This window comes from Amycolatopsis sp. NPDC026612 (genome assembly GCF_040638285.1).
Lineage (GTDB): Bacteria > Actinomycetota > Actinomycetes > Mycobacteriales > Pseudonocardiaceae > Amycolatopsis.
In genome coordinates this window covers 20370-34901 of sequence record NZ_JBEZYB010000035.1, presented here as the reverse complement: position 1 = coordinate 34901, position 14532 = coordinate 20370, and the positions used below count along the sequence as shown (strand labels likewise).

Genomic DNA, 14532 nt, shown 5'->3' with positions numbered 1-14532 from the left:
GTTAAACTGTGTACATGGGCGAAGTACCTCCGCACGTGGCCGAGAGCGCCGGCTGGATCCGCGGGGTCGTCGGGCAGCTGCACCGGCGGCTGCGCCAGGTCGACAACGCCGGGATCCTGACGCCGTCGCAGTCCGCCGTGCTGAACCGGCTCCACCGCGAAGGCCCGGCCACGCAAGGTGAGCTCGCCGCCGCGGAGCACGTGCGGCAGCAGTCGATGGCCGCCACCCTCGGCGTCCTCGACGAGCTCGGCTACCTCGCCCGCACGCCCCATCCGGCCGACCGGCGCCGCGTGGTGATCAGCCTGTCCGACGCCGGCCGCGACACCGTGCGCGGGATCCAGCAGCACCGCGACGAGTGGCTGGCCCAGGCCCTGCTGGACGAGCTGTCCCCCGCCGAGCTCGACGCCGTCACCCGTGCGCTCCCGCTGCTGCAGCGCATCGCGCAGCACTGAAAGCCGAAGGAGTTCCTCACGAGCACCGTCACCGCTCCCGCCAAGTTCGGCGCCCGCCTGGTCACCCCGCTGGTGGCCGGCGCGGTGCTCAACCCGATCAACTCGACGCTCATCGCCGTCGCGCTCGTGCCGATCGGGCAGAGCTTCGGTGCCGGCCCCGGCCAGACCGCCTGGCTGATCTCCGCGCTCTACCTGGCCACGGCGGTCGGGCAGCCGGTGGTCGGGCTGCTGGTGGACCGCCACGGCGCCCGCCGCGTCCTGCTCGGCGGCGCGAGCCTCGTGATCGTCGCCGGGATCGCGGGCATGGTCCCGCTCTCCGTCGGCTGGCTGACCGGGGTGCGCGTCGTGCTCGGCCTCGGCACGTGCGCCGGGTTCCCGGCCGCGATGGCCGTGCTGCGCCACCACGCCGAAGCGAGCGGCCAGGGCGTGCCCGCCCGGGTGCTGTCGCTGCTGTCGATGTCCGCGCAGACGGTGATGGTGATCGGGCCGACGCTGGGCGGGCTGCTGATCGGGCTCTTCGGCTGGCCCGCGATCTTCGCGGTGAACATCCCGCTCGCCGGGCTGTCGCTGGTGCTGGCGCTGCTGTGGGTGCCGAAGGACGACCGGGGCGAGCGCACCGCCACCCGGATCGACGTGCTCGGCATCGCGCTGTTCTCCGCGACCCTGCTCGCGCTCCTGTTCTTCCTGATGGACCCCGGCGCCGAGGTCTGGCTGCTCGCCGTCGTCGCCGCGTTCGGGGCCGCGTTCACGCTGGTCGAACTGCGGCGCGACACGCCGTTCCTCGACCTGCGGATGCTCGCGGCCAACGGCGCCATCCTGCGCACGTACCTGCGGCAGGCGCTGAGCTTCATGGCCATCTACGCGATCATGTTCGGCTACGTCCAGTGGCTGGAGACCACGCGGCGGCTGTCGGAGGAAGCCGCCGGGCTGATGCTGCTGCCGATGTCGGGCACGGCGGTATGCGCCGCGGCGTTCTCGGGGAGGGCGTCCGCCATCAAGGCGCGGCTGGTCATCGTCGCGGTGGCGCTGGCGGGCGGCTCGGCGCTGCTCCTGTTCGTCCACGACGGCACCTGGGTCGGCGCGCTGCTCGCGCTGGCCGCGTTGTTCGGCCTGGCCCAGGGCCTGACCAGCGTCGCGAACCAGACGACGCTCTACCGCGAGGCACCCGCCGGGCAGATGGGCACCGCGAGCGGCCTGTTCCGCACGGCCCAGTACCTCGGCGCGATCGTGGCCTCGACCCTCATCGCGCTCTGCTACGGGCCGCACGCGGACTCCGCGGGCCTGCACCGGCTGGCGATCGTCCTGGTCGTGATCAGCGGGCTCCTGCTGGTGGTCACCGTCGCCGACCGGGGTCTGCGCGCCGAAAACCCGTGACCCTGGTGGCCGCGAGCGATCATCCAGGCGCACGATGAACACATGACCCGTGAAGCGCCGGCGCAGGACGTGGACGAAACCCGCCTCGAAGTGGGCAAGCCGAAGGGCTGGGCGGCCGGGATACCGGGCGTCGCCGTGTCGCTCGCGCGCAGTGTCGAGCAGATGGGCACCGGCCGGACGATCAAGGCGTTGCGGCTGCTCAACCAGCGCGAAGGCTTCGACTGCCCGGGCTGCGCGTGGCCCGAACCCCGCGAGGTCGACGGCGAAAAGCGCAAGCTGGCCGAGTTCTGCGAGAACGGCGCCAAGGCCGTCGCGGAAGAGGCCACGAAACGCCGGGTGGACCGCGAGTTCTTCGCGAAGCACCCGATCGGCGACCTGGAAACCAAGACCGACTACTGGCTGGGCCAGCAGGGCCGGATCACCGAACCGTTCGTGCTGCGCGAGGGCGCCACGCACTACGAGCCGATCTCCTGGGACGACGCGTTCGAGCTGGTCGCGGGCGAGCTCAAGGCGCTGACCGACCCGGACGAGGCCATCTTCTACACCTCCGGCCGCACCAGCAACGAGGCCGCGTTCCTCTACCAGCTGCTGGTGCGCTCCTTCGGCACCAACAACCTGCCGGACTGCTCCAACATGTGCCACGAGTCCTCCGGCGCGGCGCTGGCGGCCACCACCGGTATCGGCAAGGGCTCGGTGAGCCTCGCCGACATCCACCGGGCCGACCTGATCGTCGTCGTCGGGCAGAACCCTGGCACCAACCACCCGCGGATGCTCTCGGCGCTTGAAGAGGCCAAGGGCAACGGGGCGAAGATCATCGCCGTCAACCCGCTGCCCGAGGCCGGGCTGATGCGGTTCAAGAACCCGCAGAACGTCCGCGGCGTCGTCGGCAAGGGCACGCCGCTGGCCGACGAGTTCGCCCAGATCCGCCTCGGCGGCGACCTGGCGCTGTTCCAGGCCGTCGGGCACCTGCTGCTGGCCTGGGACGCCGAGGCGCCCGGCGCGATCGTCGACCGCGACTTCGTCGACCGCGTCACCGAGGGCTTCGACGGCTACGCGAAGCACCTCCAGGAGGTCGACTGGCCGGAGATCGAGCGCGCGACCGGCCTCCCGCGCGCGCAGATCGAGCGCGTCGCGCGGATGATCGCCTCCTCCGAGCGCACCATCTACTGCTGGGCGATGGGCCTCACGCAGCACAAGCACGCGGTGCCGACGATCTCCGAGATCGCGAACCTCGCCCTGATGCGCGGGATGATCGGCAAGCCGGGCGCGGGCCTGTGCCCGGTGCGCGGGCACTCCAACGTCCAGGGCGACCGGACGATGGGCATCTGGGAGAAGATGCCGCAGTCGTTCATGGACGCCCTCGCCGCCGAGTTCGGCATCGAGGTCCCGCGCGAGCACGGCTTCGACACCGTCGACGCGATCCGGGCGATGCGCGACGGCCGCGGCAAGGTGTTCTTCGCCGTCGGCGGCAACTTCGCGTCGGCGACGCCGGATTCGGCGTTGACCGAGAAGGCGCTGCGCTCGTGTTCGCTGACCGTGCACGTGTCCACGAAGCTGAACCGGTCGCACGTCGTGCACGGCCGCACCGCGCTGGTCCTGCCGACGCTGGGCCGCACCGAACGCGACGTCCAGGCGGGCGGCGAGCAGTTCGTCACGGTCGAGGACTCGATGTCGCAGGTCCACACCTCGCGTGGGCGCCTGAAGCCGGCGAGCGAGCACCTGCTCTCGGAGGTCGCCATCGTCTGCCGGCTGGCCGAAAAGCTGTTCGGCGCGGGTCACGCCGTGCCGTGGCGGACGTTCGAGACCGACTACGACCTGATCCGTGACCGGATCTCGCGGGTCGTGCCCGGCTGCCAGGACTACAACCGCCGCGTCCGCGAGCCGGACGGCTTCGTGCTGCCGCACGCACCGCGGGACTCCCGCGAGTTCACCGGCACCGCGAACGGCAAGGGCAACTTCACGGTGTCGGAACTGGAGTACCCGAAGGTGCCCGAGGGCCGGCTGCTGCTGCAGACGATGCGCAGCCACGACCAGTACAACACCACCATCTACGGGCTCTCGGACCGGTACCGCGGGATCGAGAACGCCCGCCGCGTGGTCCTGGTCAACCCGGACGACATCGCGGCACTCGGCCTGGCCGACGGGGCCGTGGTCGACCTGGTCTCCGAATGGCGCGACGACCCGGACCGGCGCGCGCCGGCGTTCCGGGTCATCGCGTACCCGACCGCGCGCGGCTGCGCGGCGGCGTACTTCCCGGAGGCGAACGCCCTGGTGCCGCTGGACTCGGTGGCGGACAAGTCGAACACGCCGGTGTCGAAGGCGATCGTGGTGCGGCTCGAACCGGTCCGGGCCGAACCTCAGCCCTGAAAGTCCCGCTGCAGGGTGCCGGTCATGTCCGTGACCACGGCCTGCACGCTGTCCAGCGTCGCGGGCGGGATCAGCGCGGCCTCCGTGCCGCCGTCGGCGATGGCCAGGCCCAGCACGACGTTCCCGCTGCGCACGGCGGCCCACTGCTCGGAGAACCCGGACTCGTCGCCGACACCGGTGGCGAGCCGGACGCCCGAGTGGTCGCCGAGCGCGTCGGTCATCAGCTGGCTGGCCTTGGCGGCGGCCTCGTCCGCGTCGGACTGCGTGAACCGCACGACGGCGATCGTGACGAGCCGGTAGTCCTGCAGGTCGGGCTTCCCGCCGCCGAGGTCGCGGGCGAACAGGCGGCGGCAGTCGGTGACCTCGTTGCCTTCGCTGGCGCGGTCCTCGGGGATGACCTTGGTCTCGGCGGCCTTCACCGAGTCGGCCGCGATTTCGACGGTCCCGGGAGCCAGCTGCGCCTGTGCGTTCGGCCCGGGCAGCCGGCAGGCGTCGATCGCGCCCGGGTAGTGCGCCGAAGCGGACGCCGACTGGCACCCGGCACTGAGAACGGCGGAAGCGAGGATCGGCAAGATCCACCCACCGCGGGCAACGCTGCTGCGCATAAATTCCGGACTTTCCGTATTCCTGGAAATTGACTTTCCGGATCGCCCACCCGATCGGGTGAACTTTCCGGCCCGTCACGTGGTCCAGCCTCGTCAACGGTCACCGCACGATGCCTCACCAGTGCGGCAGCGTCAAGACCAGTGCCCCGCGTGGTCCACCGTGGTCCGGTGGGGCGGCGTGACCTTCAGGCCTTTGCGGAATTCCGTGCGCATTTCCGGAAATCAGCGGAAAAGCCGGTACTTCGCCCGTCGATCAATTCACGCAGACGACCCCGCTCGAAGTGATCGGCTCGTCGCCATCCCCCGCGGGAGCGCCACCGCCCGCCGAAACGCCGGGGCCGGAGTACACCGTCCCGAGCACCACCTCGATGTGCCCGGCCGGGACCGACGCGGACTGCTGCGTCGTCAGCCCGCCCAGCAGCTTCGCCACCTCGGCGCCGCGCTCGGCGAGGCCAGGACCGAACCGGACCAGCGAGGTTCGCCGGGACTCCGTGTTGCCGGTCGCGTCCGCCGTGAACCCCTTGTCCCGCAGGATCCCCGCCACGCGGGCCGCGAGACCGCCCTTCGGGCTCGCGTTGGAGACGTCGACGGTGACCGGGGCGGCCGCCGGCGGCGCCGGAGCCGCGCTCCCGATCAGGCTCGCCGCGAAGGCCTTCACCGCGGCCGGGTCGACCTGCACCGCCGTCGCCTTGGGGTTCGCCGGGTCGTACCGGTAGTCGACGTTGACGACGGGGATCGTCGCGAACTGGATGCCGCCGCCGCTGACCCCGCGCATCTGCCCGACGAAGTCGAGCAGGTTCCACGAGGCGTCCAGCACCACCGAGCGCTTAACCGCGTCGATCAGGTCCGAGAGCTTTCCCGGATCGGCCAGCGTGCCCGCCGACAGCACCTGCCTGGCCAGCCCGGCGAGGAACACCTGCTGACGCCGCACGCGGTCGAAGTCGCCGCCCCGGAGGTTGTCGCGCTGCCGGACGAAGGCGAGCGCGTCCGCGCCGGAGATCCGCTGCGGCCCGGCAGGGAAGTCGGCGCCCGAGTTCTTGTCCTTGGTGGCGGCCTTCAGACAGACGTCGACGCCGCCGACAGCCTTGCTGATCTCGGAGAAGCTGAGCAGGTTGACCTCGGCGAAGTGGTCGATCTTCACGCCGGTGAGGTCCTCGACCGCCTGGCGCGTCGCGCGCCGGGCGGCGGTGAGCGCGCCCTGGTCGATCTTCGCCTTGTCGGACTCGCCCGCGGTGCGCAGCCGCCGCGCTTCGGCCGCCTTCGCCCGCCCGAACGCGGCGTTGATCTTCCCCTTCCCGCCCGGCATCGACACGTAGCTGTCCCGGGGGACGGAGAACGCTTTCACCTCTTTGCTGCCGTTCGGGATCCGCAGCACGATCAGGGTGTCGGTGAGGTCGTCGCCGTTGGCGCCGGCCCGCAGCTCGCGCAGCACCTCCGGCGCCAGCGGCTTGCCCTGGTTGTCGCTCCGGGAGTCCCGGCCGACGAGGAGGATGTCGAGCGAGCCGTCGGCGGGCTGTTCCCCCGGCTTCGTCTCGCCCTCGGCGTCGATCACGCTGTCGCGCGTCACCTCGTCGAGAGCGTGGAGGTTCGAGTAGCCGTATGCCGTACCGCCGAACACGGCGAGGGCCAGCCCCGCGACGACGATCTTCCCCAGTGGATGCACGCCTCCTCGACGCTTGCGGACCGGCATCCGCTGCACGCGTGAGCGGAGTCACATCCGCAGGTGCGAGGCGCCGTTGAGATCGAGGATCGTCCCGGACGCCCAGGTCGCTTCGGCCGAGGCCAGGTACACCACGGCCGCGGCGACCTCCTCGGGCGTGCCGACCCGGCCGAACGGGCTCTGCGCGCGGACGGCGTCGTCGATCCGGTCCGCCACGCGCTCGGTGGCGGTGAAGCCGGGAGCCACCGACGTCACGGAGATCCCGTGGGGTGCGAGGGAGACGGCCAGCGACTGGCCGAGTGCGTGCAGCGCGGCCTTGCCGGCGCCGTACGCGGGGTGGTCGGGCTCGCCCTTGAACGCCCCGCGCGACCCGATGTTGACGATCCGGCCCGGCACCCCGCGGCCGATGAGGTGCCGGGCGACGCAGTAGCTCAGGTTGGCCGCGCCCACGAGGTTGACGTCGAGGGTGCGCCGCCAGATCCGCTGCCAGTCCGCGTACGACACCGAGTCGACCGGGTGCGCGGTCCCGGCCGACGGCGCGACGGCGGCGTTGTTGACCAGCACGTCGACGCCACCCAGCCCGGCCTCGGCGGCGTCCGCGATGCGCCGCACGGCTTCGGGGTCGGCGAGGTCGCCGCCGACCAGCACGTGCCCTTCGCCGGGCAACGCTTCCAGGGTCGCCTCGGCGTCCGCAGCCCGGTGTCCATAGTGGACGGCCACGCGGTGGCCCCGCGCCGCGAACGCCGTGGCCACCGCGCGCCCGATGCCCCGGGACGCGCCGGTGACCAGGACTCCCCCGCTCATCCGAACAGCTGGACCAGCTTCAGGAACAACTGGTAGACGCCGTACCCGAAGGGCAGCACCACCCACGCCCAGGCCAGCACGATCAGCGGCACCCGGTTGGGCTTCGTCGTGGGCTCGCTCATCAGACCTCACTCCTCGCGGCCGCGGCGACCGGCTCGTGGTACTTCTCCTTGACCGGCCGCACCAGTTCGTTGGCCACGAAACCGACGACGAGCAGGCCGATCATGATGTAGAACGACGTCGTGTACAGGTCGGGGCCGGACTTGCCGGCCGCCTTCTCGCTGTCGGCGATCCGGTTGACGATCAGCGGGCCGAGCACCCCGGCCGCCGACCACGCGGTGAGCAGCCTGCCGTGGATCGCGCCGACCTGGTAGGTGCCGAAGAGGTCCTTCAGGTACGCCGGGACCGTCGCGAACCCACCGCCGTAGAACGACAGGATCACCATCGCGCACAGGATGAACACGAGCTTCGACGAGTTCTGCGTCAGTGCGATCACCAGGTACAGCAGCGCACCGACCCCGAGGTAGGTGCGGTAGATGTTCTTGCGGCCGACCAGGTCCGATGTGGACGACCAGACGAACCGGCCGAGCATGTTGCACAGCGACAGCAGCGCGACGAACCCGGCCGCCGAGGCCACGCCCACCGGCGTCGACGTCCCCTTGAAGAAGTCCTGGATCATCGGCGAGGCCTTTTCCAGGATGCCGATGCCCGCGGTCACGTTGAAGCACAGGACGACCCAGAGGCACCAGAACTGCGGGGTCTTGAGGGCGTTGGCCGCCGACACGTTCGCCGTCGTGATCATGGCGGCACCGTGGTCGGTCTTCGGCTCCCAGCCCGCGGGCTTCCAGTCGTCGGCCGGGACCCGCACGAGCAGCCAGCCGAGCGACATGAACACCGCGTAGACGACGCCGTGCACGAGGAACGCCGTCGCGATGGTGCCGGTGGTCGGCGCCGTGCCCAGCATCGACGACGACCACGGCGAGGCGATCAGCGCGCCGCCGCCGAAGCCCATGATCGCGATCCCGGTGGCCATGCCCGGCCGGTCCGGGAACCACTTGATCAGCGTCGAGACCGGGGAGATGTAGCCGATGCCCAGGCCCACGCCGCCGATACCGCCGTAGCCGAGCACGACCAGCCAGAACTGCCCGGTCGCCACGCCGAGCGCGGAGACGAGGAATCCGCTGGCGAAGCAGCACATCGACACGAACATCGCCCAGCGCGGGCCGTTCTTCTCGACGAGCGTGCCGCCGAACGCGGCCGACAGCCCGAGCATGACGATGCCGAGCTGGAACGGCAGCGAGCTCTGCGTACCGTTGAGGTGCAGGGTCTTCTCGAGCGGGGTCTTGAAGACACTCCACGCGTAGGCCTGCCCGATCGACAGGTGTACCGAGAGGGCCGCCGGCGGCACCAGCCAGCGCGTCCAGCCCGGCGGTGCCACGATCCGGGAGCGGTCCAGGAAGCCGGGAGCCATCGGTTCCCTCCGTATTCTGAGGATGATGGAGGGAATGTATTACCAAAAACCCGGTGTTGCACCATACGAGTGTCAAACTTTCGGGCAGGGAAAGGTGTGCCGATGGGCAGGGTGACCGTGCGCAGGCCGGTGCGGCGGATTTCCGCGACCGGGGACCGGCGCCGCCCCGACGCGCTGGCGGCCGAGGAGCCCCTGGAGCTGCGGGTCGGCGGCAAGGCGCTGGCCGTCACCATGCGCACGCCCGGGAACGACGTCGAACTGGCCCACGGCTTCCTGCTGTCCGAGGGGGTGATCGGCGGCCGCGAGGACATCGCGGTCGCCCGCTACTGCGACGGCGTCGACGACCAGGGCCGCAACACCTACAACGTGCTGGACATCGCGCTGGCCGACGGCGTCCCGCCGCCGGACACCGGGGTCGAGCGCAACTTCTACACCACCTCGTCGTGCGGGGTCTGCGGGAAGGCCGCGCTCGATGCGGTCAAGCTCCGCACCCGCTTCTCCCCCGCCGAAGCCGCCTTCGCGGTGAAGACCGAGATCCTGTCCGGCCTGCCGGACGCGCTGCGCACCCGCCAGAAGGTGTTCGCCAGCACGGGCGGCCTCCACGCGGCGGCGCTGTTCACCCCGGACGGTGAACTCGGCGTCGTCCGCGAGGACGTCGGGCGGCACAACGCGGTCGACAAGGTGCTCGGCTGGGCGGTGCTCGAAGGACGCGTGCCGGCGCCCGGGTACGGCCTGCTGGTGTCGGGGCGCGCGTCGTTCGAGCTGGTGCAGAAGGCCGCGATGGCCGGCATCGGGCTGCTGGCCGCGGTGTCCGCGCCGTCGTCACTGGCCGTCGAGCTGGCCGAGGAGAACGGCATGACGCTCGTCGGCTTCCTCCGCGGCGACTCGATGAACCTCTACACCGGCGACCACCGCATCCTGACCTAGCCACTCCTCAATGCCGGGGCAGGTACTTCGTCGCGGCCATGATCCCGAAGACGACAGCGGCCAGCACCACCACGATCATCGCGATCAGGACGAGCAGCACCACGCAGCCGCCGATCCCGTCGCGTTTGCGCATGCCGTCACCCTAGTCACGCCCCAGCCGGGCGGCTCCTACGCCGAAGCCACCCAGTTGCCGTGGAACCCGTGCGGCACGCGGTCGGGCAGGTGGATCGCGGCCACGGTCTCCAGCGTGCCCGCGTCCAGGATCGTCAGGTCGCTGCGCTGCGTCGCCGGGTCGAAGACGAAGCCCATCAGGACGCCCTCGTCCTCCGCCGCGTCCTCGTGGCACGGCACGAAGACGAACTCGCCGGGCTGCCGTCCCCCGCCGAACGCGCGCTCGTCCCGCGCACCGGTGTGGAAGTCGTGCTTGAACAGCGAGCCGCCGGGATCCGCGCCGCCGTCGGCCGACATCGCGTAGCCGTAGCGGTGGCGGCGGCCGACGAGCCGCTCGTCCACGCGCGGGAACTCCTGGCCGCGGTCGTCGAGCCGTTCCTCCAGCACCTTGCCCGCGGCCAGGTCGACCGTCCAGCGGTCCAGGGTCGGGCCGCCCTCGTCCGGGCCGTGCAGCTCGGTGTCGAACATCTTCGGGTGCCGGACGACGTCGAGCACGACGCTGTCCCCGTCGTCGTAGGCGTTGAGCGGGTGGAAGACGTAGCACGGCTCGACGTCGAACCACCGGACGTCCCGGCTGCCGCCGTCGCGCGGCATGACCCCGATCCGCGCCGGGTACTTCGGGTCCCAGCGGTACGGGAGGCCGCCGTTCGCGCCGAGCTTGCGGGCCATCATCGCGGTCACCGGGTCGGGCACGCGGACCTTGCCGACCATGGCCGACACCACCAGCTTCGCCGGCGTCCGCAGCGCAGCCGGCACGCTCGCGGCGACCGCCATCTCGGCGTTGAACGTCACGGGCAGGTCGTAGAAGACGACGTGGTTCTCGGTCAGCGAGAAGTCGTGCATCATCGGCGATCCGGTGACCTCGACGTCGACGGTGCGGCGGACGTGGCCTCCGGCGTCGATGACCGAGTACTGGACCTTGCTGCCCATGCCGAAGAAGTACGAGACGGCGTGCAGCTCGCCGGTGCGCGGGTCGCGTTTCGGGTGGGCGGTGTAGCCGCCGGGGAGCGTGCCGTCGAAGTCGCAGCGGCCGGCGGTGTCGAGCTCGTCGGTCAGCTCGTAGATCGGCGCGCCCGCCTCGACCAGGGCGAGGGTCTTGCCCGCGTGACCGATGACGTTGGTGTTGGCCCCGAGCGCGTCCAGCCCGCAGAACCGGCTCGCGTCCTCGCCGTTCAGCGTCGCCGCGACGGAGGGATTGCGCACCCACCGGTTGCGGTACCACTCGGCCTGGCCGTCGCGCAGGCGCACGCCGTGGACCATGCCGTCGCCCATGAACCAGTGGTAGGCCTCGGGGTCCACTTCGGAGAGCGGATTGGGGCCGTTGCGCAGGTACCGGCCGTCGAGGAAGTCCGGGATCCGCCCGGTGACCGCCAGGTCGGTGATCGTGTGCTCCCGGCTGACCGGGGCGAAGTTTCCTTCGAGGAACTTGTTGCCCATGTGACCACTCCACGGATTACATAACTCGGTTATAGAACTAGGTATAACAGGGTTATGAAATACTGGCAAGCATGAGCCCGAAACCGCGTGCGACCGACGTCAGAGCCCGGCTCGTCGAGGCGGCCATCCGGCTGCTCGACGAGAACGGCCCCGAAGCCCTGCAGGCCCGCAAGCTGGCCGCGGAGGTCGGCGTCTCGACGATGGCGGTGTACACGCACTTCGGCGGTATGGCGGCGCTGGTAGACGAGGTCGCGCGCGCCGGGTTCGTGACCCTCAGCGCGTGGCTGGCCGAGGTCGGCGAGACCGGCGACCCGGTGGCGGACATCTTCAGCCTGGCCCGCGCCTACCGGCAGGCGGTCGCCGAGCAGCCGCAGCTGTTCGCGGTGACGTTCGGCCAGTCCGCGCCCGGCGGCAAGCGGGCGACGCTGTCCGACTTGACCACCGAGGAAGGCCGTGAGGCCGCTCAGGAGGGCCTGGAGGCGTTCGCCCACATCGTCCGGGCGACCGAGCGGGCCATCCGGACCGGCCGGTTCCGGCCCGCGGACGAGTACCAGGCGGCCGCCCAGCTGTGGAGTGCGCTGCACGGATTCGTCACACTGGAGGCGTCGGGCCACTTCGGCCCCGGCGAGCAGGGCATAGACCACATCCTGATCCCCCTCGGGATCACGCTGGCGGTCGGTCTCGGGGACACTGTGGAGCAGGCCGGACGCTCGGCCGAGGCGGCGAGGGCGGCTTGGCGGGCTTGGACGGCCCGGCGAGCGAAGACCGGAAACGCTGGGCAGGGTGAGAACGACTAACCCGGCGAGAGGGGCGCGAGGGGAACGCGGAGCGGGTGCGCGGCGTCCTGGTAAGGGGCAGGGGGACGGAGACAGGTGAACGAGGAAAACGGCGGGAACGCGGAGCCCTCCGGGGCGGTCGCGGAGGCGGTCCAGGGCGCCCGGCGGTGGCTCAGCCGCCGTTCGGTGCTGATCGCGGGCGCGTCCGGGCTGGCCGTGACCGGCCTGGCCGCCGGCACCGCGACCGGCAAGCTGCCGTTCAGCCAGGCCCTGCAGCGGACGCTGGGCGTGACGTCGTCGAACCCGACGACCCAGCTGGGCAGCACCCGCGTCGAGCGCGTCTACTCCGCGGCCCGCGGGCGGATGGTCGACCTCGTCTTCATCCTGCCCTCGAAGACCCCGCCGAAGGGGCTGCCGATGTCGCTCGCGCTGCACGGCCTCCACGGCAACGCCCGCAGCGCCGTGCCCACCGGCACGCTCAAGCAGCTCGCCAGCGACGTCGCCCGCAAGGCGGTCCCGGCGTTCGGCTTCGTGGCCGTCGACGGCGGCGACAACTACTGGCACCAGGTGCACCCCGGCGACGACCCGATGGCCATGCTGCTCGAGGAGGTCCCGCAGTGGCTGCGGGCCCGCGGCTTCGCCGGCCCGACGGGGCAGCCGTTCGCCTGCACGGGCATGTCGATGGGCGGGTTCGGCGCGCTGGTGTACACGCGCCGCCGGGTCGAGCGGCGCCAGCCGCCCGCCGCCGTCGCGACGCTGGCCCCGGCGCTGATCACGGCGTGGCCAGAGATGGCCAAACGCCACATCTTCACCGGCATCCAGGACTGGACGGCCCTCGACCCGCTCCGCCACATCGACGAGACCAAGGGCGTGGCCAACGGCATCTGGTGCGGCACCGAGGACTCCTTCATCACCGGGGTCCGCCGCTACATCGAGGCCGCCCACCCGGCGGTCGCCCACACCGCGCACGGCAAGCACGGCGACTCGTTCAACCGCACGGCGGTCCCCAGCCTGATCAGCTTCCTCGGCAAACACGTCCCCCGCGCCGACTGAACCAACCCCACCTGGGTGGGTACGCGGGCCGGCCGGGTGGGTCAGCGGGTGAAGTGGACGCGGGTCGTGGTGCGGCCCGGGACCCAGTACGTGCGGACCAGGTCGGCCACGCGGTGCACCAGCAGCAGGCCACGGCCGCCCAGCGTCGTTGCCGGCGGGGGGATGCGGCCGGCCAGCGGCTCGGGGATCGTGCCGCCGTCGCTGACCTCGCCGACGACGTGCGACGGCTCCGCCCACAGCCGCAGCACGCCGGTGCCGCCGCCGTAGAGGACGCTGTTCGCCGTCAGTTCGGCGATCGCCAGCGCGAAGTCGTCACGGCGGGGCCGGCGCAGGCCGTGCCGGGCCGCCCAGATCTCCGCGAAGCCGCGCAGCGACGCCAGCTGCCCGAGGTCGAACCCGCGCTCGACGGCACCGGACGGCGGCTCCAGGGGACGGGTGAAGTCCGCGCGGACACCGTCGGGGTCGAAGCGCGAACTGATGAACGGCCCGGCCAGGCCCCACAGCTCCGGGTGCGTGCGCTCGGCGTCGGCCAGGACCGGCGACGGCAGGGCCCCGACGTCGTAGGGGCAGAGCACCGCCAGGTCACGCCCGGCGAAGGCGTTGTTGATGAGCGCTTCGTGCTCCACGCACGCCGGGTACTCCGTGTCGGTACGGCCGGCCCAGATCGGCTCTCCCACGATGCGCACCGGGCCGGCGTGCTCACCGGCGAAGGCGTGCAGCACCGACGGCAGGATGGCACCGGGATTGCGACCGGCCCGCTCCATGTCGATCAGCCGGACTTCGTCCGCGCGGCCTTCCAGGGCCTTTTCGATCAGCAGCAGGTTGCGGCCGGGAACGGCGACAGCCGCGGGCTCGCCCCGGTCGAGACCTTCGAGCAGGAACGGAATGACACCGTCCAGGTACTCGGTGTCACCGCGATAGAAAAGTGCCGGATGCCGGAACGGGCTGAGGGCATCTACCACGGAACTGGCTTACCCAGCTCCGGGCGGTTCAAACGGTCCGGACGCCGGAATTTCATTCGACCCAACGGCCGACGACGGCGATCAGCCAGAAGCCGACGATGGTGGCGAGCGCGAACACCAGCACCCAGTTGAACAGCTGACGCCGCTCGGTCGCGCCGCGGGCCTGCCGCAGCCCGTACGCGGCGACGACGAACAGCGGCACGGGGATCAGCGGCAACGGCGACAGCCGTGCCACCACGGCCACGACGCACGTGCCGGTGAACACGGCCAGCATGCCCATCAGCACGCGGTTCAGCCAGGGGTACCGGTCGGCGACGGACGCGATCACGCGTTCGCTCAGCTCGCGGAACCCCAGAACCGGCCCGGCCGGGGCGATCCCGGCGGGTTCCGGGGCCGGCGGTGGCGGCGCTTGCACGCCACCACCGGGAGCGGCCCCGGAACCCGGGAAAGAGTCAGCAGTCATTCAGCTTTCC

At 71.4% G+C, this 14532-nt stretch carries 15 protein-coding genes; 6 read left to right on the top strand and 9 right to left on the bottom strand.

The window, feature by feature from the left end; genetic code table 11:
- Positions 1–14: 14 nt before the first annotated feature.
- The 3 genes from AB0F15_RS27480 to AB0F15_RS27470 all read left to right on the top strand — a co-directional run bounded on the left by AB0F15_RS27480 (position 15) and on the right by AB0F15_RS27470 (position 4193).
- Positions 15–452: a MarR family transcriptional regulator gene (locus AB0F15_RS27480; protein ID WP_360276055.1), complete on the top strand. Its 438-nt coding sequence runs from the start codon at positions 15–17 to the stop codon at positions 450–452.
- 72 nt (positions 453–524) lie between these two features.
- Positions 525–1826, top strand: coding sequence for an MFS transporter (locus tag AB0F15_RS27475; RefSeq protein ID WP_360276052.1), 1302 nt, complete (start codon positions 525–527; stop codon positions 1824–1826).
- Between the two features lie 42 nt (positions 1827–1868).
- Positions 1869–4193 (top strand): FdhF/YdeP family oxidoreductase, encoded by a 2325-nt coding sequence (locus AB0F15_RS27470; RefSeq protein WP_360276049.1) that lies wholly within the window; start codon positions 1869–1871, stop codon positions 4191–4193.
- On the opposite strand, the gene AB0F15_RS27465 is transcribed toward AB0F15_RS27470, so the two are convergent.
- The 5 genes from AB0F15_RS27465 to AB0F15_RS27445 all read right to left on the bottom strand — a co-directional run bounded on the left by AB0F15_RS27465 (position 4184) and on the right by AB0F15_RS27445 (position 8733).
- Positions 4184–4765 (bottom strand): hypothetical protein, encoded by a 582-nt coding sequence (locus AB0F15_RS27465; RefSeq protein WP_360276046.1) that lies wholly within the window; start codon positions 4763–4765, stop codon positions 4184–4186. The genes AB0F15_RS27470 and AB0F15_RS27465 overlap by 10 nt on opposite strands.
- A 286-nt stretch (positions 4766–5051) precedes the next feature.
- Positions 5052–6461 carry an LCP family protein gene (locus AB0F15_RS27460; protein ID WP_360276044.1) on the bottom strand — a complete coding sequence of 470 codons (1410 nt, stop codon included), beginning with the start codon at positions 6459–6461 and terminating at the stop codon, positions 5052–5054.
- Positions 6462–6509: 48 nt separating this feature from the next.
- Positions 6510–7262, bottom strand: a complete 753-nt coding sequence (locus AB0F15_RS27455) for an SDR family oxidoreductase (RefSeq protein WP_360276041.1) — start codon at positions 7260–7262, stop codon at positions 6510–6512.
- On the bottom strand, positions 7259–7384 hold the full coding sequence (locus tag AB0F15_RS27450; RefSeq protein WP_360276039.1) for a hypothetical protein: 126 nt from the start codon (positions 7382–7384) through the stop codon (positions 7259–7261). The genes AB0F15_RS27455 and AB0F15_RS27450 overlap by 4 nt, the downstream gene beginning before the upstream one ends.
- A complete protein-coding gene (locus AB0F15_RS27445) occupies positions 7384–8733 on the bottom strand; it encodes an OFA family MFS transporter (protein WP_360276036.1) in 1350 nt (449 codons plus the stop codon). The genes AB0F15_RS27450 and AB0F15_RS27445 overlap by 1 nt, the downstream gene beginning before the upstream one ends.
- Before the next feature lie 102 nt (positions 8734–8835).
- Here AB0F15_RS27445 and fdhD point away from each other — a divergent pair, with 102 nt between their 5' ends.
- Complete coding sequence (gene fdhD / locus AB0F15_RS27440; RefSeq protein WP_360276034.1) at positions 8836–9660, top strand: formate dehydrogenase accessory sulfurtransferase FdhD; 825 nt, start codon at positions 8836–8838, stop codon at positions 9658–9660.
- A gap of 7 nt (positions 9661–9667) precedes the next feature.
- Here the strand turns inward: fdhD and AB0F15_RS27435 are convergent, their stop codons facing one another.
- Positions 9668–9793 (bottom strand): hypothetical protein, encoded by a 126-nt coding sequence (locus AB0F15_RS27435; protein ID WP_360276031.1) that lies wholly within the window; start codon positions 9791–9793, stop codon positions 9668–9670.
- Between the two features lie 35 nt (positions 9794–9828).
- The gene (locus AB0F15_RS27430) at positions 9829–11268 is read right to left on the bottom strand and encodes a carotenoid oxygenase family protein (RefSeq protein ID WP_360276029.1); all 1440 of its coding nucleotides are present in this window, start codon (positions 11266–11268) and stop codon (positions 9829–9831) included.
- A 71-nt stretch (positions 11269–11339) separates the two neighbouring features.
- Here AB0F15_RS27430 and AB0F15_RS27425 point away from each other — a divergent pair, with 71 nt between their 5' ends.
- Together AB0F15_RS27425 and AB0F15_RS27420 are read left to right on the top strand one after the other, a co-directional pair.
- Positions 11340–12065 (top strand): TetR/AcrR family transcriptional regulator, encoded by a 726-nt coding sequence (locus AB0F15_RS27425; protein ID WP_360276026.1) that lies wholly within the window; start codon positions 11340–11342, stop codon positions 12063–12065.
- 75 nt (positions 12066–12140) lie between these two features.
- Positions 12141–13097, top strand: coding sequence for an alpha/beta hydrolase-fold protein (locus tag AB0F15_RS27420; protein WP_360276023.1), 957 nt, complete (start codon positions 12141–12143; stop codon positions 13095–13097).
- A gap of 41 nt (positions 13098–13138) precedes the next feature.
- Here AB0F15_RS27420 and AB0F15_RS27415 read toward each other — a convergent pair whose 3' ends face one another.
- Both AB0F15_RS27415 and AB0F15_RS27410 read right to left on the bottom strand, forming a co-directional pair.
- Complete coding sequence (locus AB0F15_RS27415) at positions 13139–14059, bottom strand: sensor histidine kinase (RefSeq protein ID WP_360276019.1); 921 nt, start codon at positions 14057–14059, stop codon at positions 13139–13141.
- A gap of 52 nt (positions 14060–14111) precedes the next feature.
- Positions 14112–14522 (bottom strand): hypothetical protein, encoded by a 411-nt coding sequence (locus AB0F15_RS27410; protein WP_360276016.1) that lies wholly within the window; start codon positions 14520–14522, stop codon positions 14112–14114.
- Positions 14523–14532: the final 10 nt, after the last annotated feature.